The sequence below is a fragment of the [Micrococcus luteus] ATCC 49442 genome, assembly GCF_010367585.1.
Taxonomy (GTDB): domain Bacteria; phylum Actinomycetota; class Actinomycetes; order Actinomycetales; family Micrococcaceae; genus Arthrobacter; species Arthrobacter luteus_A.
Genome location: NZ_JAAAXP010000001.1, coordinates 2,698,135 through 2,720,630 on the forward strand (window position 1 = coordinate 2,698,135; position 22,496 = coordinate 2,720,630).

Annotated in this window: 20 protein-coding genes; 10 read left to right on the plus strand and 10 right to left on the minus strand. The window is 66.3% G+C overall.

Annotated elements, in window-relative coordinates; genetic code table 11:
• Nucleotides 1–34: 34 nt before the first annotated feature.
• A complete protein-coding gene (locus GUV69_RS12230; protein WP_164202686.1) occupies nt 35–1,072 on the minus strand; it encodes a universal stress protein in 1,038 nt (345 codons plus the stop codon).
• Nucleotides 1,073–1,505: 433 nt separating this feature from the next.
• Between GUV69_RS12230 and GUV69_RS12235 the strand changes: the two genes are divergently transcribed.
• A complete protein-coding gene (locus GUV69_RS12235; protein ID WP_164206510.1) occupies nt 1,506–2,147 on the plus strand; it encodes an FAD-dependent oxidoreductase in 642 nt (213 codons plus the stop codon).
• Here the strand turns inward: GUV69_RS12235 and GUV69_RS12240 are convergent.
• Together GUV69_RS12240 and GUV69_RS12245 are read right to left on the minus strand one after the other, a co-directional pair.
• Entirely contained in the window at nt 2,144–2,788 is a 645-nt protein-coding gene (locus GUV69_RS12240; protein ID WP_164202688.1) for a copper resistance CopC family protein, read from the minus strand. The genes GUV69_RS12235 and GUV69_RS12240 overlap by 4 nt on opposite strands.
• Before the next feature lie 90 nt (nt 2,789–2,878).
• A complete protein-coding gene (locus GUV69_RS12245; protein WP_208786710.1) occupies nt 2,879–5,272 on the minus strand; it encodes an ATP-binding cassette domain-containing protein in 2,394 nt (797 codons plus the stop codon).
• 168 nt (nt 5,273–5,440) lie between these two features.
• On the opposite strand from GUV69_RS12245, the gene GUV69_RS12250 reads away from it, so the two are divergent.
• Nucleotides 5,441–6,886 carry an NCS2 family permease gene (locus GUV69_RS12250; RefSeq protein WP_164202692.1) on the plus strand — a complete coding sequence of 482 codons (1,446 nt, stop codon included), beginning with the start codon at nt 5,441–5,443 and terminating at the stop codon, nt 6,884–6,886.
• Nucleotides 6,887–6,909: 23 nt separating this feature from the next.
• Here the strand turns inward: GUV69_RS12250 and GUV69_RS12255 are convergent, their stop codons facing one another.
• Complete coding sequence (locus GUV69_RS12255) at nt 6,910–8,214, minus strand: cation:proton antiporter (protein ID WP_164206512.1); 1,305 nt, start codon at nt 8,212–8,214, stop codon at nt 6,910–6,912.
• A gap of 198 nt (nt 8,215–8,412) precedes the next feature.
• Here GUV69_RS12255 and hutG point away from each other — a divergent pair, with 198 nt between their 5' ends.
• The 3 genes from hutG to GUV69_RS12270 all read left to right on the plus strand — a co-directional run bounded on the left by hutG (nt 8,413) and on the right by GUV69_RS12270 (nt 11,005).
• The gene (gene hutG / locus GUV69_RS12260) at nt 8,413–9,390 is read left to right on the plus strand and encodes a formimidoylglutamase (protein ID WP_164202695.1); all 978 of its coding nucleotides are present in this window, start codon (nt 8,413–8,415) and stop codon (nt 9,388–9,390) included.
• 77 nt (nt 9,391–9,467) lie between these two features.
• Nucleotides 9,468–9,995 carry a transporter substrate-binding domain-containing protein gene (locus GUV69_RS12265; RefSeq protein WP_164202697.1) on the plus strand — a complete coding sequence of 176 codons (528 nt, stop codon included), beginning with the start codon at nt 9,468–9,470 and terminating at the stop codon, nt 9,993–9,995.
• Nucleotides 9,995–11,005, plus strand: a complete 1,011-nt coding sequence (locus GUV69_RS12270) for a cation efflux transmembrane domain-containing protein (RefSeq protein WP_164202699.1) — start codon at nt 9,995–9,997, stop codon at nt 11,003–11,005. Before GUV69_RS12265 ends, GUV69_RS12270 begins: the two co-directional genes overlap by 1 nt.
• Nucleotides 11,006–11,010: 5 nt before the next feature.
• On the opposite strand, the gene GUV69_RS12275 is transcribed toward GUV69_RS12270, so the two are convergent.
• Together GUV69_RS12275 and GUV69_RS12280 are read right to left on the minus strand one after the other, a co-directional pair.
• Nucleotides 11,011–11,688, minus strand: a complete 678-nt coding sequence (locus tag GUV69_RS12275; RefSeq protein ID WP_164202701.1) for a response regulator — start codon at nt 11,686–11,688, stop codon at nt 11,011–11,013.
• Nucleotides 11,685–13,262, minus strand: a complete 1,578-nt coding sequence (locus tag GUV69_RS12280; protein ID WP_164206513.1) for a sensor histidine kinase — start codon at nt 13,260–13,262, stop codon at nt 11,685–11,687. The genes GUV69_RS12275 and GUV69_RS12280 overlap by 4 nt, the downstream gene beginning before the upstream one ends.
• 242 nt (nt 13,263–13,504) lie before the next feature.
• Here GUV69_RS12280 and GUV69_RS12285 point away from each other — a divergent pair, with 242 nt between their 5' ends.
• The 5 genes from GUV69_RS12285 to GUV69_RS12305 all read left to right on the plus strand — a co-directional run bounded on the left by GUV69_RS12285 (nt 13,505) and on the right by GUV69_RS12305 (nt 17,467).
• The gene (locus tag GUV69_RS12285; protein ID WP_164202703.1) at nt 13,505–14,512 is read left to right on the plus strand and encodes a Bug family tripartite tricarboxylate transporter substrate binding protein; all 1,008 of its coding nucleotides are present in this window, start codon (nt 13,505–13,507) and stop codon (nt 14,510–14,512) included.
• Entirely contained in the window at nt 14,509–15,021 is a 513-nt protein-coding gene (locus tag GUV69_RS12290; RefSeq protein WP_164202705.1) for a tripartite tricarboxylate transporter TctB family protein, read from the plus strand. The genes GUV69_RS12285 and GUV69_RS12290 overlap by 4 nt, the downstream gene beginning before the upstream one ends.
• A complete protein-coding gene (locus GUV69_RS12295; RefSeq protein ID WP_164202707.1) occupies nt 15,021–16,670 on the plus strand; it encodes a tripartite tricarboxylate transporter permease in 1,650 nt (549 codons plus the stop codon). The genes GUV69_RS12290 and GUV69_RS12295 overlap by 1 nt, the downstream gene beginning before the upstream one ends.
• Nucleotides 16,667–17,068, plus strand: a complete 402-nt coding sequence (locus GUV69_RS12300) for a universal stress protein (protein ID WP_164202709.1) — start codon at nt 16,667–16,669, stop codon at nt 17,066–17,068. The genes GUV69_RS12295 and GUV69_RS12300 overlap by 4 nt, the downstream gene beginning before the upstream one ends.
• Before the next feature lie 141 nt (nt 17,069–17,209).
• A complete protein-coding gene (locus tag GUV69_RS12305; protein ID WP_164202710.1) occupies nt 17,210–17,467 on the plus strand; it encodes a hypothetical protein in 258 nt (85 codons plus the stop codon).
• Between the two features lie 72 nt (nt 17,468–17,539).
• Here the strand turns inward: GUV69_RS12305 and GUV69_RS12310 are convergent, their stop codons facing one another.
• The 4 genes from GUV69_RS12310 to GUV69_RS12325 form a co-directional block, all read right to left on the minus strand.
• Nucleotides 17,540–17,776 carry a hypothetical protein gene (locus GUV69_RS12310; RefSeq protein WP_164202711.1) on the minus strand — a complete coding sequence of 79 codons (237 nt, stop codon included), beginning with the start codon at nt 17,774–17,776 and terminating at the stop codon, nt 17,540–17,542.
• 159 nt (nt 17,777–17,935) lie between these two features.
• Nucleotides 17,936–19,528, minus strand: coding sequence for a histidine ammonia-lyase (hutH, locus tag GUV69_RS12315; RefSeq protein WP_164202712.1), 1,593 nt, complete (start codon nt 19,526–19,528; stop codon nt 17,936–17,938).
• Nucleotides 19,529–19,625: 97 nt separating this feature from the next.
• On the minus strand, nt 19,626–21,323 hold the full coding sequence (hutU, locus tag GUV69_RS12320) for a urocanate hydratase (RefSeq protein ID WP_164202713.1): 1,698 nt from the start codon (nt 21,321–21,323) through the stop codon (nt 19,626–19,628).
• A 163-nt stretch (nt 21,324–21,486) separates the two neighbouring features.
• Nucleotides 21,487–22,287, minus strand: a complete 801-nt coding sequence (locus GUV69_RS12325) for an IclR family transcriptional regulator (protein WP_164202714.1) — start codon at nt 22,285–22,287, stop codon at nt 21,487–21,489.
• Nucleotides 22,288–22,496 lie beyond the last annotated feature (209 nt).

The following is a 22,496-nucleotide window of genomic DNA, read 5'->3' on the forward strand; positions in this document are numbered from 1 at the left end:
GGCACGTTCACGCCTCCGCTGCGCAGACGTTTGGTCAGGCCGCGCCGAGAATGGGCCCGAACTTCGCCCGGTCCGCCAGCCGCGGGTCATCGCGGTCCGGAACCACCAGAACCGGGCCCTTGGTGTGGTGCAGGACCCCGGCGGACGTTGAACCGAGCAGCATGCCGGTAAAGCCGCCACGGCCGCGGGTGCCCACCACGACGAGTTCCGCGTGCCTGCTGGCATCCACCAGGACGTCCACGGCCGAGCCGTCCTTCACTTCCGACTCCACGCGAAGGTTCGGGTAATGGCTCTTCAGCCAGGCCTTCCCGGCTTCGAGCTGGGTTTCAATGTCCTCAAACAGGGCCCGCCGGTCCATCGGGGCCGGAACCCAGGCCAGGGACCCGCTGAACTGGGGCACCGCACAGACCACGCGCAGGGTCGCGCCGAGGCGTTCAGCCTGATCTGCGGCCTCCAGCACGGCAACGCGCGCCTGCTCCGATCCGTCCACGCCCACGACCACCACGTTGTCAACGCGTTTGTGGTCTTCCTTCGCCTGTTCGGCCCGGATGCGCTTGTCGTCAGTGGTTTCGCCGAGCCGGTCGGAACAGACCAGGGGCACCGTGACGGTGGGGCACTTGGCGTGGGCCGGAAGTGCGCTGCTCACCGAGCCCAGCAGGCGGCCCACAAATCCGCCGCGGCCGCGCGTGCCGAACACCAGCAGCTCCGCCGTTTCCGACATCTCCAGCAGTACACCGGAGGCGTCGCCGTTCTCCACGGAGGCATCGACGTCGATGTTGTAGCCGGAAACCTTGTCCACGGCCTGCCGGATGATGGCTTCGGCGCCCTCGCGGATCACGGAATCATCCACCGTGGCGTACCCGCCGTCCAGCCCGGACGCCGCGAAAATGGGCACCGAATACGCTGTGACAATATGCAGGGGCCGACGGCGGCGCTCGGCTTCCCGGGCTGCCCACACCAGTGCGCACTGGCCGTGGTCCGATCCGTCAACGCCCACAACGATTCCCCGGGGAGCGGCAGAATTGGCTGCGTTCTCCCGTTCAGGGTCCGGTTGCATCTCTTGTGCGCCCATCGGGCCGCCTCCTCGCGATACTGCCTTATGTTCCGGCTGCTGGTCCGGTCATTCTGCCAGAAGCCGGGCGCTTCGCCTGCACCCGCGATCGGGACATCGCGGCACGTCAGGAGCGCCCTGCTTCCATTCATCACTATTCTCGGTCCGGACACAGTTAGCAAGCCGCGGGCGGCCCCGGACAGCCGGTTATCCACAGCCTCTGGCAACCCAAACGGCAACCGCATCCATCGTTAACGGGAATGTTGCGTTTTGGGCTATCCCCCGTCACCAATCTTCTGTAGTCTTCGAGGCACTGCCGGTCCGTCGATGCCCTCTGCAAGGGTGAATCGCGGGCCGGTGCTGCGGCCGGACTTTGGGGGTAACGGGACGCATGCAGTGCGACGACGCCTGCATCAGCCGAAAGCCTTTGAGGAGGAGAACTGTAGTGTCAACCATGCCTGTAACCGGCGGGACAGAGCGGACCACCACGGTGATCATCGGCACCGGGCTCTCCGGCCTTGCGGTCGGGGCGGAACTGCGCCGGCGCGGCGTGGACGCCATTGTGGTGGACGGGCTGGACATCCTGGGAGCCGGGCAACCGGCCAACACCACGTCACTGCAGCGCTGCGATGCAGCAGACTCCGATTCGCTCCGGGAACGCAACGAGATCCTGCGGCACCTGCGCAACTATGCCGCCAGCCACCACATGGATGTCCGCAACACCACCCGGGCCGTTCAGCTGACCATGGTGGGCGGCGTCCCCGGCGCACCGGCCGCCGCCTCGCCCGGGGAGTCCCCGGCCCTCCAATGGGAAGTCCATACCCCCAACGGAATTCTGCTGGCAGACCACATTGTGCTGACCCGCTGCGCGCATAGCCAGCTCCGGCGCATGATCAGCGACTTCGGCATCAGCGTTGGCCGCAACCTCGTCGCAGCCATGCGGAGGATCGGCATCTACCTGGTGGGCGTGGGCGACCTTATTACCCCCTCCCCCAAGGAAGTCCTGCGGCAGGCAAAAACCGTCGGCCAGGCCATCTCCTCCAAGGTCTACCCTGACTCCGGTCCGGCCCTCCTTGCCGGGAGTTCCGCCGGCTAGGGCGCCTCGGTGTCCTCGTCATCCCCGTCGGCTGTGAGGCGGCGCTTCGCGAGGATCCCGATGGTGACGAGCAGGCCAAGGGCCACCGCGGCAAAGATCACCAGGCTCCACGGAAACGGTTCGGATGCGTCGGCGGCAGGTTCCGGAGCCGCTGTAGTTCCCGGCTGGGCGGTTCCCATCCCCGGAACGTCAGCTGTCGGCGTCGGGCCCGCGGTGGTTCCGGTTGGTGAAATGCCCGACGGCGATGCCCCCACCGCCGCGGCGGCCGCCGTAAAGCCGAACGTCCCCTCGATCGGATGGGAATCTGAGCTGACCACGCGCCAGGCTACCGTGTAGGCGCCTGCCGGTCCCCCGGTCCTGAGCTTCTGCGAAGCCACATTGTCCACAATCTCAACCGGGCCGTCGGCCCACTCAGCGCCGCTGGCATCCTTGACAGAAAACTCGGCGCCCAGACCCAGCGGGTTCTTGTTGAAGGTGACGGACACCTTCTCCGGCGGCGCTTCCAGGGTGGCACCTTGCGCGGGGCTGCTGGATTCGGCGGCATCGTGCGCCATGGCCGGAGCAGAGAACCCCAGCAGGGCGGCGGCAACAACGAATAACCCCAGCACGGCACTCAGCAGCTGGCGGCGGATGGATCGCATCGGTGGACTACTCCCTCAAAGTTGGTCCTTCCAGCCTAGCCGCTGGCGCTGACGGCTAGGCTGGCCCCGTCTTCCCGGGCCGCTTCCCCGCTAGCTGCCCACGTACACGGCCAGGTGCTTGCCGGTCAGCGTGGACTTGGCCGCCACAAGCCCGGCGGGAGTGCCCTCGAAAACCACCTTGCCGCCGTCGTGCCCTGCGCCGGGTCCGAGGTCGATGATCCAGTCCGCGTGCGCCATAACGGCTTGGTGGTGCTCAATCACGATCACCGATTTGCCGGAGTCCACCAGGCGGTCCAGGAGGCCCAGCAGGTTCTCGACGTCAGCGAGGTGCAGGCCCGTGGTGGGCTCATCGAGGACGTAGACATCGCCCTTCTCCGCCATCTGGGTGGCCAGCTTCACGCGCTGCCGCTCACCGCCGGACAGTGTGGTGAGCGGCTGGCCGAGGGTGAGGTAGCCGAGGCCGACGTCCACGAGCCGGTCCAGGATCTTGTGGGCCGCGGGCGTGCGGGCCTCCCCGTCGCTGAAGAACGCTTCCGCCTCAGTCATGGACATGGCCAAAACCTCGGCGATGTTGCGCCCGCCCAGCGTGTATTCCAGGACCGAGGCCTGGAAGCGGCGGCCCTCGCAGTCCTCGCAGGTTGACTCGACAGTGGCCATGACACCCAGCTCGGTGAAGATAACGCCTGCGCCGTTGCAGGTTGGGCACGCGCCTTCGGAGTTGGAGCTGAACAGGGCAGGTTTCACGCCGTTGGCCTTGGCGAATGCCTTCCTGATCGGCTCAAGCAGGCCGGTGTAGGTGGCGGGGTTGCTGCGGCGGGAGCCTTTGATGGCGCCCTGGTCGATCACCACCACACCCTCACGGCCCGCCACCGAGCCGTGGATCAGGGAGCTCTTGCCTGAACCCGCTACGCCTGTGACCACGCAGAGGACGCCGAGCGGAACATCGACGTCGACGTTGCGGAGGTTGTGCATGGAGGCGCCGCGGACCTCGAGCAGCCCGGCCGGTTTACGTGTTTCCGGCTTGACCGCGGCCCGGTCGTCGAGGTGGCGTCCGGTGATGGTGTCGCTGGCGCGCAGGCCCTCCACGCTGCCCTCGAAGCAGACGCTGCCGCCCTTGGTGCCGGCGCCCGGTCCGAGGTCGACGACATGATCGGCGATGGCGATGGTTTCGGGCTTGTGCTCAACCACCAGCACGGTGTTGCCCTTATCGCGGAGCTGCAGCAGGAGCTGGTTCATCCGCTCGATGTCATGCGGGTGGAGGCCGATGGTGGGCTCGTCGAAGACGTAAGTGACGTCGGTGAGGGACGAACCGAGGTGCCGGATCATCTTGGTGCGCTGCGCCTCACCACCGGAGAGTGTGCCGGCGGGCCGGTCCAGCGAGAGGTAGCCCAGGCCGATCTCGGCGAACGAATCGAGCAGGTGCTGCAGGCCTTTGAGGAGCGGCGCCACCGACGGCTCCTTAAGGTCCCGGACCCAGGCGGCGAGGTCGGTGATCTGCATAGTGCACAGGTCGGCGATGTTCTTGCCCTGGATCTTTGACGACCTTGCCTCCGCGCTGAGCCGCGTACCCTCGCATTCCGGGCAGGGCTGGAAAGTGATGGCGCGCTCCACGAAGGCCCGGATGTGGGGCTGCATGGCGTCGACATCTTTTGAAAGCATCGATTTCTGGATCTTCGGAATCAACCCCTCATAGGTGAGGTTGATGCCCTCCACCTTGATTTTGGTGGGCTCCTTGTACAGGAGGTCGTGCATTTCTTTTTTGGTGTACTTGGCGATGGGCTTGTCCATGATGAAGCCGGCGCCGCTGAAGATCCGGCCGTACCAGCCGTCCATGCTGTAGCCGGGGACGGTCAGGGCACCCTCGGCCAGCGATTTGCTCTCGTCAAACAGCGCCGTCAGGTCGAAGTCGGAAACTGAACCCATGCCCTCGCACCGCGGGCACATTCCGCCCAGGTAGACGGCGTTCTGCACCACGCTCTTCTCCACCCGGCCGCCGGCTTTCTCAGTGCTCATGACACCGCTGGCCTTGCGGGTGGGGACGTTGAAGGAGAATGCCGTGGGCGGACCCACCTGCGGGTTGCCCAGCCGGCTAAAGAGGATCCGCAGCATGGCGTTGGCGTCGGTGGCAGTGCCCACGGTGGAACGGGGATTGGCGCCCATACGTTCCTGGTCGACGATGATCGCCGTTGTCAGTCCCTCAAGGCGGTCCACATCGGGCCTGGACAGGTTCGGCATGAAGCCCTGCACAAAGGCGCTGTAGGTCTCGTTGATCATCCGCTGCGACTCTGCGGCGATGGTGGCAAACACAAGCGAACTCTTGCCTGAGCCGGAGACTCCGGTGAACACCGTGAGACGCCGCTTGGGGATCTCAATGCTGATGTCCTTGAGGTTGTTCTCCCGGGCACCCTGCACACTGATCAGGCCGTGGCTGTCGGCCACGTGGACCGCGTTGAGTTGCTCGTCTGTGGTGGTGGCAGCAGTCATCATGTCTCCATCATTTGCGCGTGGTTCCTGACAGTCATTCTAGGCTTGGGCCTGCGGGCGCCGGCCGTCCCATGCGGCCCGGCTGTGACGGGCCCCACCTAATCCCGGCCTCACGCCCGCTGCCCTTTAGGATTCAAGTATCCCCACAACACTTTCCCCGGAGGACTAATGCTCAAGCAAGGCTCTGCCCTGGACCGGTACTTCAGAATCACCGAGCGAGGGTCCAACCTCTCGCGGGAAATCCGCGGCGGCTTTGCGACGTTCTTCGCCATGAGCTACATCGTGGTGCTGAACCCGCTCATCCTCTCCGGTCCCGACTCCAACGGCACCACCCTGGGCTTCGCTGCCGTGGCCGCCGTGACGGCGTTTGTGGCCGGCATCCTCACCATCCTGATGGGCGCCTGGGGCAGGCACCCGTTCGCGCTGGCCACCGGACTGGGCGTCAACGCGTTCGTGGCCGTCACGGTGGCCACCAACCCCGGCCTGACCTGGCCGGACATGATGGGGCTGGTGGTCCTCTCCGGCGTCACCATGCTGATCCTGGTCCTGACCGGTTTCCGGACCGCCGTCTTCAAAGCCGTCCCGGACGGGCTAAAAACCGCCATTGTGGTGGGCATCGGCATGTTCATCGCGCTGATCGGCCTTGTCAACGCCGGCTTTGTACGCCGCATCCCCGACGTCGCCGGCACCACGGTTCCGGTGGGCCTGGGCTTTGACGGCAAACTGCTCGGCTGGCCCACCGCGGTCTTCGTCTTCGGCCTGATCCTCACCATCGCCCTGGTGGTCCGCAAGGTCAAGGGCGCCATCCTGATCGGCATCATCACCTCCACCGCCATTTCCGTGATCCTGGAACTGACCCTGCGCATCGGCCCCAGCGTCGCCCCGGACAAGCCGTTCAACCCGCAGGGCTGGTCCCTGGTGACGCCGTCCTTCTCCGGCTGGGCCGCCCCTGACCTGTCCCTGATCGGCAAGGCGAACCCGTTCGGTGCATTTGAGCACCTCGGTGTTGTGGCCGCGACGCTGCTGGCCTTTGTGATCCTGCTGAGCATCTTCTTTGACGCCATGGGCACCATGGTGGGCCTGGCCAACGAGGCCGGCACGGTGGACAAGGACGGCAACATCCCTGACGTGGACCGTGTGCTGCAGGTGGACGCACTGGGCGCCATCATTGGCGGCGGAGCATCCGTATCCTCGAACCAGATCTACGTGGAGGCCGGCGCCGGAATCGGCGAAGGCGCCCGCACCGGCGTCGCCTCCATCGTCACCGGCCTGCTGTTCCTTGTGGCCATGTTCTTCACCCCGCTGATCAACCTCGTCCCGTTCGAAGCGGTGGCGCCGGCACTGGTGGTGGTGGGCTTCATGATGGTGTCCCAGGTGGGCAAGATCGACTGGCAGGACTGGGGCATCGCCATCCCCGCCTTCCTCACGTTCACCCTGATGCCGTTTACGTACTCGATCGCCAACGGCCTCGGCGCCGGGTTCATCGCGTTCGTCATCATCCGCACGGTCCAGGGCCGGGTCAAGGACATCCACCCGCTGATGTGGGCCGTGGCCGCTGCGTTCCTGCTGTTCTTCGCCGTGGGACCCATCGAGGCCGCCCTGGGCATGATCTAAGCCCGGCCGCAGGTCCCGCGCTCCTAAACAGGCGTGGTGGGGGCCCTGCCCTCGTCGCCGGTGTCCGCCAGTGCCTTCCGCTCCCGGAGGCGGTCCAGGCGGTTCATCAGCGGCGAGGTGCTGGCCCCGTGGATAACAATGGACAGCGCAACCACCAGGCCTATGAAGGACCACAGCCATTCGGCCTGCTCCGTGAATTGCCCTTTGCCCAGCGCGTACGCGAGGTAGTACAGCGAGCCGATGCCGCGGATGCCGAAAAACGACAGGGCGATCCGCTCGCGCGGGCCCGTCTTTCCGCCCAGCAGTCCGATCCAGCCAGCAGCAGGCCGCACCACAAGCAGGAACGCCAGCGCGACCAGGAGCTCGGCCCAGCCGATCTCCGACAGGAGCCCGCGCGCGATCGCACCTCCCAGCAACACCAGGATCACCACTGTCATGAGCCGCTCCAGCTGCTCCACATAGGAGTGGAGCACGCGGTGGTAACCATGGGTATGTTCCGCAGAACGGATGGTGACCGCGCAGACAAATACCGCGATGAAGCCATAGCCTTCCACCATCTCCGTGAGGCCGTACGCCAGGAACGTCGCGGCCAGGGCAACGAAACCCTCGGAGTGGTTGGCGAGCCGCAGGCTTTGCTTCTTGGCGGAAAAAAACAGCAGGGCCAGCAACTTGCCGATACCGAAGCCCAGCAGCACGCCAAGGCTCAGCCGCCACACGACATCGACACCGATCCACTGCGGGAACCATGCTGACGGGGCCGCGCCCACCACGCTGATTGCGATGGCCAAGTACACAAACGGGAACGCCAGTCCATCGTTCAGGCCGGCCTCTGAGGTCAGGCCGAAGCGCACCTCATCCTCCTGGTCCGCCTCCTCTTCCTCATCGGCCGGTTCGCCCACCTGCACCTCAGAGGCCAGCACCGGGTCTGTGGGTGCGAGGCTGGAGGCCACGAGCAGCGCAGCGCCGAGTCCCAGGCCAAGGAACCACAACCCCAGCAGGGTCAGGGCGATGATGCAGAGCGGCATGGCAATTCCGAGGAGCCGCCAGGTTGTGGACCAGCTTCGGCGCCCCACCGGCCGGTCCAGGGCCAGGCCCGCGCCCATGAGGGAGATGATGACGCAGACCTCGGAGAGGTGCAGGGCAAGGTCGCTGTGGACGATCGGGTCCGGGTCCGGCAGGCCAGGGATAAGGGAAAACGCCGCCAGCCCGGCCCCCAGGAACACCATGGGCATCGAGAACGGTGCGTTGCGCAGGAGTTTGGGCAGGATCGCCGCAACAAAAACGGCAGCGCCGGCCGCGGCGAAGAGGATACTGGGGGCTTCGAACATATGGCTCCGGCCTGCGTCATTGCCCTGGGCCGCCACTTCGGATACGCCCACGGGGATTGCTCCACTGTAGCCCCCGTCACGCCGTCACCACACGCGCTGCGGCCGGCGGCCGACTGCATTCCCGTGAGGTCCGGAATCTCAGACAGGACTGCGGCGGTCCTGCTGGCTTTCACCCCGCGCGTGCGGTGAGCTTGAGGCATGACCCTCCCCGTACTCTCCGTTGATGTCCCGCCGCAGCCCTGGACCGGGCGGTTCGACGGCGACGGCGGCGAGCACCGGCGCTGGTGGCAGGCAGTTGTGCCGTACGCACGCGCTCAGGCGGACGACGGCGCCACACCGCGCCCGGCCGTCATCCTCGGCTTCGCCAGCGACGAAGGCGTACGCCGCAACAAGGGCCGCACCGGAGCCGCGGGAGCCCCGGCGGCCATCCGCGCCGCCCTCGGTCCGCTTGCCTACCATCTGGACCGTGCCGTGTCCGACGCCGGCGACATCGTGGTGGCGGACGGGGCCCTCGAAGCCGGCCAGGCGCGTGCCGGGCAGGCGATTACGGCGATGCTCGACGCCGGCAGCCTCACCGTGGTGCTCGGCGGGGGCCACGAAACCGCCTACGCCAGCTATCTGGGAGTGGCAGGGTCCGAAGCGGTACGCGGCGGCCGGCGGCTGGGCGTCCTGAACCTCGACGCCCACTTTGACCTCCGCGACGAACCCCGGCCCAGTTCCGGCACCCCGTTCCTCCAGATGGCCGATGCGGAAGCCGCCGCCGGGCGCGAATTCGCGTACGCCGTCGTCGGAATTTCCGAGCCGAACAACACTCGCGCGCTTTTCACGACGGCGGAGCGGCTGGGTGTGCAGTACTTGCTGGATGAGGACTGCACGGCGGAGCGGGTGGCGGCGTTCGTCGCGGACTTTATGGACACCGTGGACGTGCTCTACCTGACCATCGATTTGGACGTCCTGCCGGCGTCGGCGGCTCCCGGCGTGAGTGCCCCCGCCGCCTACGGAGTGCCGCTGCCGGTGATCAGCGCAGTCTGCCGCCAGGTGGCTGCCGGCGGCAAGCTCCTGCACCTCGATGTGGCCGAACTGAACCCCGAATTCGACATTGACGGCCGGACGGCCAAGGTTGCCGCCCGGCTGGTGAACACGCTGCTCCACCAGGCTGGCGCCACACGACGCTGACGCCCGGATTCCCTCGCGCCTCGAGAAAGTAAGTAGGCTGTCTATTGACGTGAGAGACGCGTACCGAGGGAGCCGGCATGGGACAGCGTGGAAGCAGGTGGGCCAACGTCCTGGCCCTCGTTACGGCAGTTGTCCTTGCCGGCTGCGGGACGTATCCCGCGGACCCGTCAGGGACGCTGGAGCGGGTGGACGGCGGGACGCTCCGCGTGGGGGCCAGCGAGAACGGTGACTGGGTGAAGTTCTCCGCGGCCTCCGGCGGCGGTCAGGCCACCCTGCCGGCCAGCCCGCGGCGGGATGAGGATGTCCAGGGCACCGAAGCGGAACTCGTTCGAGAGTTTGCTGCCCGGCTCGGTGCCGACATCGAGTGGGTCTCCGGGACCGAACACGTGCTGGCCGAAGAGCTCAAGCACAGGGAGCTTGACCTGGTGGTCGGCGGCCTTAACGACAAAACACCGTGGGTCCAGCACGGCGGGCTGACCCGGGTCTACGCGGAATCACGCGACAGCCGCGGGGCGCTGCACAAGCACGTCATGCTGGTGCCCCTCGGTGAAAATGCGTTCCTCCTGGAACTGGACAGGTTCCTGATGGAAGCCAAGGAGCAGTGATGACCGTTCTGAAGGATGACAGTCCCGCCCGCTTCGGACACACCAGGCTCCCGGACGAACAGCAGGCCGCACTGCGGAAGGCGGTGAAGTTCGAGTGGATCACGATCGGCTTCCTCGCCGCCTCAACGGTGCTGGTCTTCCTGGTCTTGGGCAACTCGCAGGCCATGAAGGCAGCGTGGGTTGAAGACCTCCTGTCTTTCCTGCCTCCCGCCTCCTTCCTCCTGGCCGCCCGGATCATCCGCAGGAAGCCCAGCGAGGAGCACCCCTACGGCTTCCATCGTGCCGTCGGAATCGCGCACGTGGTGGCCGCCGTCGCCCTGACCGTTATGGGCGCCTACCTGATTGTTGATTCGGGGATCGGCCTGCTGAGTGGGGAGCACCCCACCATCGGCGGCTTCGACTTCTTTGGCCAGACCATCTGGCTGGGCTGGGTGATGATGGCGGCGATGCTCCTCACAGCGGGCCCGCCCATCTACCTGGGCCACGTGAAGATGAAGCTGGCCGAGAAACTTCACGACAAAGTCCTGTACGCCGACGCGGACATGAACAAGGCGGACTGGATGACTGCGGCGGCAGCAGCGGTGGGCGTGGCCGGCATCGGGCTGGGCTGGTGGTGGGCGGACTATGCCGCGGCGCTGATCATCTCGGGCAGCATCCTGCATGACGGGGTCCGCAACACGCGTGCCGCCGTCTCGGCGCTGATGGACAAGCGGGCCAGGACGTACGACGACGGGAAGCCGCACCCGATCGGGCACCGGCTGGACGAATACCTCGGCGGCCTCGACTGGGCCGAAACCGCGCAGTCCAGGATCCGCGACGAGGGCCATGTGTTCCATGTGGAGTCGTTTGTGGTCCCGGCGGAGGGTCGGATGCCCACGCTCGAGCAGCTGGAGGCGGCCCGGAAGGCCTGCATCCAGTTCGACTGGAAGGTCCAGGACATGGTGATCATCCCCGTGGCGGAACTTCCATCCGAGTTCCTGCCGGGCGTGACCACCGGCGGGGAACGCTGAGGGCACTACACCTTCAGCACGTATCGCCGCTCCGGCCGGCCCGCGCCGTACTTGAGCCGGACCTCCAGCACCCCTTCGTCGTGGAGGTACTCAAGGTACCGGCGGGCGCTGACCCGGGACGTGCCCAACCGGACGGCGACTTCGTTGGCGGACAGGTCGCCGTCGGCCTCTTTCAGGGCGGTTTCCACCAGCTTCAACGTCTCGACGCTGCAGCCCTTCGGCAGCGGCCGCCCGCCCTGGGCTGCAGCACTGTCCAGCCCAAACACCCGGTTGACGTCCGACTGTTCCGCCACGTCCTTGGCCGAGTCCAGCCCCTGGTAGGCGAGGCGGTAGTGCTCCAGCCGTTCCTGCAGGTCTGCCTGGGAGAAGGGCTTGATGAGGTAGTGCACAATCCCGCCGCGGAGGGCCTTGCGCACTGTGTCCACTTCACGGGCCGCGCTGATCACCAGCACATCCAGTTCCGGGGCCACCTCGCGCAGCTTGTGCATCAGGTCCAGGCCGTTAATGTCCGGGAGGTGGATGTCCAGCAGCACAAGGTCGGGTTGGAGGCGCTCGGTTTCAATGACCGCCTGGGCGCCGGTGTGGGCAACCCCGACGACGGCGAACCCTGGTGTGCGCTGGATAAACCCGGCGTGGACCTTGGCCACCATAAAGTCGTCGTCAACAATCAGGACTTTGATCATGGCTCCAGTTTCCCTGTTCTTTTCAACCGTGCCGTGAAAACCGCCCCGTCATCGTTGGCCACGGTGAGGTCGCCGCCGCTGCGCCGGCAGACCACCCGGGAGAGGGCGAGGCCGAAGCCCCTGCTGCCGGCGGGCCCGGGTTCCTTGGTGGTGAAGCCTTGCCGGAAGATCTCCCCGGCATCTCCGGTGACGCCCGGGCCGGTGTCGCGGACGGTGACCCGGACGTCGTCGCCCGCGTCCTCCACCAGCACCCGCACCGCCGGGTCCGGAAGCCCGGCAACGGCGTCGAACGCGTTGTCCACGAGGTTCCCGACGACGGTGGCCAGGTCGCGGGACAACTCATCGTCCACGCGCTGCAACTCAGAGTCCGGGTCCAGTTGCAGGGCGACCCCGCGTTCGGTGGCGAGGCTGGACTTGGCGATCAGCAGGGCGGCGAGCGCGGGGTCCTGGATGCGGCTGGTGACGTCATCGTTGAGCCGGGTCCGGTCCAGCGTGGCACCGTTGACGAACTGGACCACGGAATCGTATTCGCCGATCTGGATGAGGCCGGAGATCACATGCAGCTGGTTGGCGAATTCGTGGGCCTGCGCGCGGAGGGTGTCGGTGGCGGTCCGGGTGGTGCCGAGTTCGCGTTCGAGGGCCGAGAGTTCTGTCCGGTCACGCAGGGTTGTAACGGAGCCGATGTCCCGGCCACGCGACCGGATGGGAACCCGGTTCAGCACCACCAGCCTGTCGCCCACGAGCACCAGCTGGTCCGGCTCAGGCTGCTCCCGCGTGAGGACATCCTTCAGGGCAGGCTCCACTTTGAGGCTGTGCAGCCTCTTGCCCACGCAGTCCGCGGGCAGCCCCAGCAGCGCACGGGCACTGTCATTGGCCACGGTGATGCGCTCGTGCAGGTCCAGCGCCACCACGCCTTCCTTCAGGCCATGGATCAGGGCTTCCCGGTTCTCCACCAGCCCGGTGATTTCGCTGGGTTCCATGCCAAGCGTCTGCCGTTTGACGCGGCGGGCGAGCAGCAGCGAACCGGCGACGCCCAGGACGCTCGCCACCCCCAGGTAGGTGAGGAGATTGGGCACGGCGTCCCCCAGCCGCTCCAGGGTGGACGGATAGTTCCGGCTGACGGACGCGATGCCGATCATCTTCCCCGCGTCATCGAGGACGGGAACGTGGGCGGACAACTCTTCGGTACCGGTGCCCTCCAGCACCCCCGTCCAGGCCCGTCCTTCCATCACCCGGCTCCCGCCAAGTTCCAGGGGCTGGCCCAGGAGGCCGGGATCGGACGAGGCCACTACCGTGCGGTCACGTGTTGCAAGTGCCACATGCGAGGACCCGGACACCGTCCGGACCGACTCTGCCACGGCCGGCAGGGCTGAACCGACGCGCGGCTCGGCAGCGGGAAGCAGCTCACGGACCGTGGGATTGGCGCCCAGGGCCTCGGCGGCGGCCAGTGCCCGGCGGCCCTCGGTCCGTTCGAACGCCGCGGCGGACTGGGCGAGGGAGATGGCAACCACAGCGACCAGGACCGCAAGGACAATCAGCAACTGCAGAACCAGGTACTGCCCCGCAAGGGACATTCCTCTTCGTCGAGTCACTATGGTTCTTTCTGCTGAACTGGTTGGCGGTCCGCTGATTTTCGGGGTCCTGCTGGTCAGGCTACCTGAACTATGCCCGCTGCAGCGTCCCGGTGAGCCGCCCGAAACGTGTACTCAATGAACTTAACTTTCTCTGCGTACATAAGAGTGATGCCGATCACTTGGGGGCCTAGCATCGGATCACAATCAGTTTTTGTTGATCATTCTCAGAGAAGAGGAACACCATGCGCCAGATCCGCGCATTGCGTATTGCCGCCGTCGCCGCCGGCATCGCCCTGATGGCCACCGGCTGCGGTGCCACCGGGAAGAGCTCCACCGAAGCCACCTCCGGCGCCCCCGCCGGCCCCCTGACCGGACTCCAGATCATGGTCCCGAACACTGCGGGTGGCGGCTACGACACCACCGCCCGTGTGGCGGCCAAGGTCCTCGAAGACGAGGAAATCGCCACGAACCCGGAGGTCTTCAACCTCGCCGGTGCCGGCGGCACCGTAGGCCTGGCCCGCATCGTGAACGAAAAGGGCAACGGCGACCTCACCATGCTTATGGGCCTGGGTGTGGTGGGCGCAAGCTACACCAACAAATCCGAGTCCAAGCTGACGGCCACCACCCCCCTGGCCCGGCTCATCGAAGAGCCCGGCGCCATCATGGTTAACAAGGATTCGCCCTACAAGACCATCGATGACCTGGTGGCGGCGTGGAAGGCTGACCCCGCCTCCATCAGTGTTGGCGGCGGCTCCTCCCCGGGCGGCCCGGACCACCTCCTGCCCATGCAGCTCGCCGGTGCACTCGGCATTGATGCCACCAAGGTGAACTTTGTGTCCTACGACGGCGGCGGAGACCTCCTCCCGGCCATCCTGGGCAACAAGGTGGGCTTCGCGGCTTCGGGTGCCGGTGAGTACCTCAAGCAGATCGAATCCGGCGAGGTCCGTGTCCTGGCCACCAGCGGCGAGAAGCGCCTTGAAGGCGTAGATGCCCCCACGCTGAAGGAATCCAATATCGATCTGGTGTTCACCAACTGGCGCGGCATCGTGGCTCCTCCGGGCATCACCGACGCCGACAAGGCCAAGCTGATCGCCGCACTCGAGAAGATGCACGGCACGGCTGCCTGGAAGGAAGCGCTGAAGACCAACAGCTGGAGCGATGCCTTCATCACCGGCGCTGAGTTCGAAAGCTTCCTCACCGAGCAGGACAAGCGGGTGGCGGACGTCCTCACGAAGCTTGGCCTGGCGTGAGCTCCTCACCAACACTGGCCTCACGGCTCAAAGGCCGCTCCGAGCTGGGGGTCGCCCTCCTGCTCGGGGCGGCCGGGGCCTTGGTCATCGCGGACGCGGCCCGCATCGTCACCCCGTACTCCCAGTCTGATCCCGTAGGTCCAAAGACGCTCCCCTTCATCGTGGGCGCCCTGCTGCTGGTGTGCGCTGTCCTGCTGGCCATCAACGTCATCCGCGGCGGCCAGGGCGAAGCCGAAGGCGGCGAAGACGTCGACCTCACCCATCCTGCCGACTGGAAGACCGTACTGCCCCTGGTAGCGGCTTTCATCGCCAACATCCTGCTCATCGACTGGGCAGGCTGGGTGATCTCCGGAACCGTCCTGTTCTGGGGCAGCGTGTGGGCACTGGGCGGCCGGAACTACATCCGTGACGGCCTGATCTCCCTGGTCTTGTCCCTCCTGACCTTTTATGGCTTCTACCTTGGCCTTGGCATTAACCTGCCCGCCGGTCTCCTGGAAGGGATTCTCTGATGGATGTCTTCTCCTCCCTGATGGACGGCTTTGCCACCGCACTGACCCCCATGAATTTCCTCTACGCCGTCATCGGCGTAGTCCTGGGCACCGCCGTCGGCGTCCTCCCAGGCCTCGGCCCGGCCATGACTGTGGCGCTCCTGCTTCCGGTCACCTACGCCCTGGAACCCACCAGCGCCTTCATCATGTTCGCCGGCATCTACTACGGCGGCATGTACGGCGGCTCCACCACCTCCATCCTGCTTAACACGCCGGGCGAATCGTCGTCGGTGGTCACCGCCATCGAAGGCAACAAGATGGCGAAAGCCGGCAGGGCCGCGCAGGCCCTGGCGACGGCGGCCATCGGCTCGTTCGTGGCCGGCACCATCGGCACTACCCTCCTGGCAGTCTGTGCCCCGATTGTGGTGGACTTCGCCATCAGCCTGGGCGCACCCAGCTACTTCGCCATCATGGTCCTCGCGCTGCTGGCGGTCACGGCCGTCCTCGGTTCCTCCCGGCTTCGCGGCTTCGCGTCCCTCGGCCTCGGCCTCGCAATCGGCCTCGTGGGCCTGGACTCGGTCACCGGCCAGGCCCGGCTCACGTTCGGCGTGCCGCTCCTGGCGGACGGCCTGGACATCGTGGTGGTGGCAGTGGCCATCTTCGCTGTGGGCGAGGCGCTCTGGGTTGCCGCCCACCTGCGCCGCACCCCTCTGCAGGTCATTCCGGTGGGACGTCCGTGGATGGGCAAACAGGACTGGAAGCGGTCCTGGAAGCCGTGGCTCCGCGGCACCGCCTACGGCTTCCCGTTTGGGGCCCTGCCGGCCGGCGGCGCCGAGATTCCCACGTTCCTCTCCTACGTCACAGAAAAGCGCCTCAGCAAGCACCCCGAGGAATTCGGCAAGGGTGCCATCGAGGGTGTGGCCGGGCCGGAAGCAGCCAACAACGCTGCAGCCGCGGGCACGCTGACCCCCATGCTGGCCCTGGGCCTGCCCACCAACGCCACGGCCGCGGTGATGCTGGCAGCCTTCACGCAGTACGGCATCCAGCCCGGACCCCAGCTGTTCGAAAGCCAGGGACCCCTGGTGTGGGCGCTGATCGCGAGCCTCTTCATCGGCAACTTCCTGCTCCTGATCATCAACCTGCCGCTGGCACCGTTGTGGGCCAAGCTCCTGCAGATCCCCCGGCCGTACCTTTATGCGGGCATCCTGTTCTTCGCCACACTGGGCGCCTACTCGGTGAACCTGCAGGCGTTCGACCTGGTGCTCCTGCTGGCGCTCGGTGCGCTGGGCTTTATGATGCGGCGCTTCGGACTTCCCGTCCTGCCGCTCATCCTTGGCGTGATCCTTGGGCCACGCATCGAAAAGCAACTCCGGCAGACGCTCCAGCTCAGCGCCGGCGACCCTGCCGGCCTGTTCAGCGAGCCGATCGCCGTCGGAATTTACGTCATCATCGCCCTCATCCTGCTGTGGCCGCTGCTGTTCAAGCTGATCCGCCGCAACCGTCCGGCAGCGGTTTTGCCCGCAAACGCGTCCGGGGCAACCGTTCCGCGCGACGCGGGCGGCAGCACCCACGGCGGCCACCGTGCCGACGCTGACGCCGACGCCGACGCTGACGCTGACGCTGAAAGCGCAGACCGGTCCGACCACACCAATAAGAAGGAGCAACCATGACGATCGTGGTGGGATACGTCCCGACCCCCGAGGGCGAAGCGGCGCTGACCCAGGCCATCGAGGAGGCCCGGAAATCCAATACCCGGCTGGTGGTTATCAACTCGTCCAAGGGCGACGCCCTGGTGGATAACCGGTACGCCCAGGAAGACGAAGTGCAAAGCATCGATCAGCGCCTGGCGTCTCACGGAGTGGACCATGTCATCAAGCAGCCGGTCCGCGGCCATGATGCAGCGGCGGAGGTCCTCGATGCCGCCGAGGAACACAACGCCCAGCTGATCGTGATCGGCCTGCGCCGCCGCACTCCGGTGGGCAAACTGATTATGGGGAGCACCTCCCAGCGGATCCTGCTCGAGGCTGACTGCCCGGTGCTGGCGGTCAAAGCCGGCGCGGGCCGCTAAGCGGGACTCCAGACCGAAGCTTGTTCGCGCGGCCCCGGCTTCACTGCGGGATCCTGCGAACAAGCTTCGGTTTTTGGGCGTTTCCTCCATTCAGATGGCAGTCATCTGACATCTGAGAATCCTGCCGGTATAGTTGAACCTATGACTACAGCCACATTGGAACGCCCCTTGACCGCCGTTGCGGACACCGAGGCCTCAGACGCCCGGTCCCTCGACCTGCAGTTTGCAACTGCCGAGGAGATGCGCGAAGGACTGGACAACGCTGTTGCCACCCTGATCGAAACTGCCAAGGACGCAGCCTGCGGCATCCTGGTGACCCGCCTGCGGCCCGGGCGCTTTACCGTCGCCCTCGACGAGTCCGTCCCGTTCGGCGAGACCTACGAAGCGATCGCCGCCTGAGCTGACCTGCATTAACGACAAAGTCCCTGCCTCCCGGTCAGACCGGGAGGCAGGGACTTTTTGCGTTCAGGGTCAGCTACGCCGAACCTCTACACCGTCGGATTTAAGGAAGAGTTGTTTTTCGGACGGCACTGCCGGCACGAGCCACAACACATTCCCGCTCTGCGATACTTCTTCCACCTCGCCCGCCGCAATAACATGAGCGTGCTTGATGATTTCCACTTTGTCCCCGGCCTGGAATGTTCCCCAGTCAGAGACGATGGCGGAATGTGCGTTGCGCCTCGACAGGACAGCCCCACGTGCTTTCATTTGAACTTCTACCCCTTTGTATATGTCCCGTCACAGCCTCTTTGATGTGACTTTTACTACACCTTCAGTTCTACTACACTTCCCGGACCCGATATGTGCGTGTTGCACCATATTTCAGCATTGGCCCGAAAAGCCGTGAGTACCGAACAATATTCCCGCCTAGGTAAGAATTCCGACGGCGGATTCGGCAGCTTCAATCACCTCACCTGAGGCGACCAAACGGTCTGCCGCTTCCAGTTCCGGCGCCAGGAACCTGTCCGTGCCGGGGCCGTCAACCGTCTTCCGAAGTGACCCGATGACCGCGGCACCCGCCGGCCCGGGAAGCAGCTTTCCCCCGGACAGCTGGGTGCGGATGTCGATGGCCCGGCCGCTGGTGACAAGTTCGATGGCCAGGACGCGGCGAAGGTTCTCCACTGCCCTGCGGAGTTTGCGCGCCGCGTGCCAGCCCATGGAGACATGGTCTTCCTGCATCGCTGAGCTGGGAATCGAGTCTACGGACGCCGGGACGGCCAGCCGCTTGTTGTCCGAGACCAGACCGGCCTGTGTGTACTGGGCAATCATCAAACCGGAATCAACACCCGGGTCCGCGGCGAGGAAGGCGGGGAGCCCGTGCGAGCGGGCCGGATCCAGCATCCGGTCGGTCCGGCGCTCGGCGATGGAGCTCAGGTCCGCCACCGCGATGGCCAGGAAATCAAGCACGTAGGCCACGGGGGCGCCGTGGAAGTTGCCGTTGGAGCTGACGCGCCCGTCCGGCAGAACGACGGGGTTGTCGATGGCGGCGGCGAGTTCGCGGGATGCCACCAGCGCCGCATGGTCCACGGTGTCCCGGACGGCGCCAGCCACCTGGGGTGCGCAACGCAGCGAGTAGGCGTCCTGCACCTTCGAGTCCCCCACCCGGTGCGAGGCCACGATCGGCGAGTCGGAGAGCACGCGCAGCATGTTGTCCGCGCTGGCAGCCTGGCCCGGGTGCGGTCGCAGGGCCGCGTGCAGTTCGGGCAGGAACACCTGGTCCGTACCGAGCAGGGCCTCGACGCTCATCGCAGCGGTGATGTCCGCCGTCGTGAGCAGCCGGCGGATGTCCGCGATGGCCATTAGGAGCATGCCGAGCATGCCCTCCGTGCCGTTGACCAGGGCCAGGCCTTCCTTTTCGGCGAGGGTCACGGGCTCGATGCCGTGCTCGCTGAGCAGGACAGCGACAGACTGTTCGCCGCGGCCGCCGTACGTCACGCCGTCGGGCCCTTCTGCCTCTCCCTCGCCCATCAGCACCAGGGCGCAGTGGGACAGCGGCGCAAGGTCGCCGGAGCAGCCCAGGGAACCGAACTCACGGACCACGGGCGTGATGCCTGCGTTGAGGACGTCCACCATGGTCTGCAGGACCACGGGACGGACGCCGGTGCGGCCGGAGGCGAGGGTTTTGGCGCGCAGGAACATGATGCCGCGGACTACCTCACGCTCCACGGCGGGGCCCATCCCGGCGGCGTGGCTGCGGATGAGGGACTTCTGCAGCTGGGTGCGGAGTTCGTTGGGGATGTGCCGGTTGGCCAGCGCGCCGAAGCCGGTGGAGATGCCGTAGGCGGGAGTCTCGCTGTTGGCCAGGCCGTCGATGTGGGCGCGGACCCTGGCGACGTTTTCCAGCGCATCCGGCGAGATGGTCACCTTGGCGTTGTGGCGGGCGACGGCGACGACGTCCTCGGGTGTGACCCCGCTGGAGCCGAGGGTGACGGTGAGCGGTTCGTGGGTAATGGCGGTCATGATTCCTCCTTCAATTCTCAGCGATTGCTCCGTAAGTGCCCTTTTGGGACCTCATAACGGCTGTTACGGAGCAATCGATGTGGGGTTGGGACCGTGGTCAGCGGGTTTCGTTCATCGGGATGCGGACGCCGCGTTCTTTGGCGACGTCGAGGGCGCGGCCGTAACCGGCGTCGGCGTGGCGGATAACGCCCATGCCGGGGTCATTGGTGAGGAGGCGTTCGAGCTTTTCCGCGGCGAGGTCGGTGCCGTCGGCGACGGAGACCTGGCCGGCGTGGATGGAGCGGCCGATGCCGACGCCGCCACCATGGTGCAGGGATACCCAGGTTGCTCCGGACGCGGTGTTGAGCAGTGCGTTCAGCATGGGCCAGTCGGCGATCGCGTCGGAGCCGTCTGCCATCGCCTCGGTTTCCCGGTAGGGGGAGGCTACGGAGCCGGAATCAAGATGATCGCGGCCGATGACGATGGGTGCCTTGACTTTGCCGTCCCTGACCAGCTGGTTGAACAGCAGGCCGGCCTTGGCGCGTTCGCCGTAGCCCAGCCAGCAGATGCGGGCCGGGAGGCCTTCGAACTCCACCCGTTCCTGGGCGGCATCGATCCAGCGGTGCAGGTGCTTGTTCTCCGGGAACAGTTCCTTGATGGCTTCGTCGGTGACGCGGATATCTTCGGGGTCGCCGGACAGTGCCACCCAACGGAACGGGCCCAGGCCCTCGCAGAACAGCGGGCGAATGTAAGCGGGGACGAAGCCGGGGAATTCGAAGGCGCGGTTGTAGCCGCCCTTGCGTGCTTCGTCGCGGATGGAGTTGCCGTAGTCGAAGACCTCGGCGCCGGCGTCCTGGAATTCCACCATGGCCTGGACGTGCCGTGCCATCGAGGCCTGGGCCTTCTTGGTGAAGCCCTCAGGGTCGGCCTCGGCCTCACGGTGCCATTCCTCCACCGAGATGCCTTCGGGCAGGTAGCTCAGCGGATCGTGCGCGGAGGTCTGGTCCGTAACGATGTCCACGGTGAGTTCGCCGGCGTTGTGGCGGCGCAGGATTTCCGGGAACACCTCGGCGGCGTTGCCGACGTAGCCCACGGACCAGCCGCGGCGCTCTTCCTTGGCCTTGAGGACCTTGGCGATGGCGGCGTCGAGATCGGTTTCCACCTCGTCCAGGTAGCGCTTCCCGGCGCGGCGGCGCAGGCGGGTCTCGTCGACGTCGACAATCAGGCACGCGCCGTTGTTCAGCGTGACGGCGAGCGGCTGGGCGCCGCCCATGCCGCCGCAGCCGCCGGTCAGCGTCAGGGTGCCGGCCAGGGTGCCGTTGTCGTCGCCGGTGAGCTTCCGGGCGATCGCGGCGAAGGTTTCAAAGGTGCCCTGCAGGATGCCCTGGGTGCCGATGTAGATCCAGGACCCGGCGGTCATCTGGCCGTACATCATCAGGCCTTCGGCTTCCAGCCGGCGGAACTCGGGCCAGTTGGCCCAGTCGCCCACGAGGTTGGAGTTGGCCAGCAGCACCCGCGGGGCCCACTCGTTCGTGCGGAAGACACCCACGGGCTTGCCGGACTGGACCAGCAGGGTCTCGTCTTTTTCCATGGTTTCGAGGGTGCGGGTGATGGCATCGAACGCGGCCCAGCTGCGGACGGCGCGTCCGGTGCCGCCATAGACCACCAGGTCGTCGGGGCGCTCGGCCACTTCGGGGTCCAGGTTGTTCATGAGCATGCGCAGCGGGGCCTCCGTCTGCCAGCTCTTGGCGGTGAGCTTGGTGCCGCGGGCTGCTTTGACCGGGCGGGCACCGGTGGTGAAATCGGCGGGTGCCATGAGGGCTCCTTCATCTTGTGGGCGAGTGTGCGGTTCGCGGTGCTGGGAAGAGGTTCTGTATCTACTAAAGCCCTTTCACGGCAGGGCAGACAGGGCTTTAGAGATGGTGCTGTCCGGGATTCCAGACGCAGCGACCCCGCAAGCGAAAGCCGTCTACCCGGCGCTATTTGCCCGGGCGGCCATGGATGCGGACGGAGAGTTCGTCCGCCACCTTCTGCACCCTTGCGGCGAGTGCGGGCCACTGGTCGGCCGGCAACTTGTCCTCCAGGAACGTCACTGCGACGGCCGCTGTGGGCCATCCAAGGTGATCGGTGACGGCGGCTGCGATGGACCCGAAGCCCGGCGTCACCTCGCCGTGTTCGGTGGCGTAGCCCCGCTGCCTCACCTGGTCCAGATGCGAGGACAGCGCCGAGTACTTCATGATGGCGCCTTCCACCTCGTGCCGGGCAGTGAATGCGGCAGCGTTCGGATACAGCGCGCGGACCTGCGATTTTGGCAGCGCCGCCAGAATGGCCCGGCCGCTGGCGGTGAGGTGGCTGGGAAGGCGGACACCGACGTCGGTCACCAGCGACGGCCGGTTCTTGGCCCGCTCCTCCACGATGTACAGCACGTCCCGGCCATGAAGTACCGCCAGATGCGCGCTCTCGCCGATCACGTCCACCAGCGAGGCCAGCAGCGGCCGCCCGAGTCGGGACAACGGTTCCTGCCGCGAGTACGCCGAGCTCAGTTCGAAGGCACTGATGCCCAGCCCGTACCGCTGCTCCTCGTGCAGGTGGAGGACAAAACCGTTGGCCTCCATCACGCCCAGGAGGTGGTAGACGCTGGATCTGGGCAGGCCCAGGGATGTGGCAATGCTCGACGCCGCCATGGGCCCGCGCTTTGAGGCCAGCAGCTTGAGGATACGAAGGGTGTTTTCTGCAGCGGGAACTTTGGAGGTCACCACCTTTATCTCAGTGTCTGCCATGTGTGTCCTCCGATGAAACGCCGTCGTCTTCGCCCGGTGTCCGGGATACCGTACTTAAGCTTGCGCCCCTCGCACGCACCTGGCGTGCCGCATAAGGCACCTCCATGTCTGGAATACCAGACTATTCCCAGTTAATCGTCAAAGGCCCGGGCACCTTGTGGATGACCGAGGGGCTTGGGGATCGCCGAGGGGCTTGGGTGTCGACGAGG